The sequence below is a fragment of the Chloroflexota bacterium genome, assembly GCA_015478725.1.
Classification (GTDB): Bacteria; Chloroflexota; Limnocylindria; order Limnocylindrales; family CSP1-4; genus C-114.
The window spans coordinates 1-1,275 of sequence record JADMIG010000129.1; the positions used below are offsets into that span (position 1 = coordinate 1).

Annotated in this window: 1 protein-coding gene; it reads left to right on the forward strand. The window is 66.3% G+C overall.

Going from position 1 to position 1,275, the window contains the following annotated elements; genetic code table 11:
• The first annotated feature begins 112 nt into the window (after positions 1-112).
• Positions 113-1,267: an ISL3 family transposase gene (locus tag IVW53_16085; GenBank protein MBF6607081.1), complete on the forward strand. Its 1,155-nt coding sequence runs from the start codon at positions 113-115 to the stop codon at positions 1,265-1,267.
• The last annotated feature ends 8 nt before the right edge of the window (positions 1,268-1,275 follow it).

Sequence of the window (1,275 nt, forward strand, 5' to 3'; positions counted from 1 at the left end):
GGGTTCTACGCTCTTAAGTGTGGATACAGGGAAGGAGAGTGAACAGAAGGCACCTGGGGTTCCTGTAGCGTGGAGCTGATGAAAGACACGTCAGCGACAGGAAGGAGACCAGGTGCAAGATCAGACTATCACGGTGCAGTTACGGCTCCCAGGGTTGGCAGTGTGGGGTGTCGTGGAACACGACGACGCGATCGAGGTGGTGGCGCAGTACGCCGCGACGGAGGCCGTGTGCCCACGATGCGACCGGCCGGCATGGCAGGTCCACCAGGTGCACCGGCAGTACAAGCGTGACGCGCAGCTCTGGGGGAAGCAGGTCTGGATTCTGCTCTGGAAGCGACGGTTCAAATGTCGTCATTGTCGGTACGTCTTCACCGAGCCCGATCCCGCATGCGGACGACGACGGCGCACGACCAGCCGGCTACGGGCGACCATCGGCGCCGATGCGGAGGAGACGACGGTGCGCACGGTCGCGCAGCGGCACGGCGTCAGCGAGGGCCTCGTGCAGCGGAGCTGGTTGGAGACCCATCTCTCGCCCGCGGCAGCGCCGCAGCCCCACGTGCTCGTCGGCCTCGATGGCTTCTGTGTGCGGCGACCGGGCGCGATGTGGACGGGTCTGTGGGATCTGGAGACGCGCTCGCCCATTGCGGTGATCGCCAGCGAGCGGAAGGCAGACATTCAGCGGATGCTGGAGCGGCATGCCGACCGGACGACGGTGCAGGCGGTGTGCATCGACCTCGCGGAGGTGGAGCGGCAGGCTGTGCAACTGGTGTTGCCCGATGCCGCGATCGTCGCGGACAAGTTTCACGTGGTCGCGCTTGCCGGACGGGCGCTTCACGAAGTCCACGGTGAGACCCGACATCCGGGCAACACGGCGTGGCTGCTCCAGCGTGGGATCGAGCGCTTGCACCGCGTCGAGCAGCAGCAGCTCGCCCGCGCGCTCCAGACAGACGCACGCCTGGCAGCCGCGTGGAGGCTCAAGGAGGAGCTCCGCGCCGTCTACCGTGCACCGACCGTTGCCGCCGCCGGCAGAGCGCTCGCCGCCTGGATCGAGGATGCGGCGACCTCGGGCCTGCCGCCCTTCGAGCGGACGGCACGGACACTGCGGCGCTGGCGGACCGAGGTGCTGAACTACTGGCGCTACCCGATCACGAACGCCGTCGTCGAGGGCAAGCATAACCGGGTGAAAACGCTGAAGCGCAGGGGGTACGGCTACCGGAACAACCGGACCTTTCAGTACAGGATCCTCAACCTAATCCACACTAATTGATGTAGAGC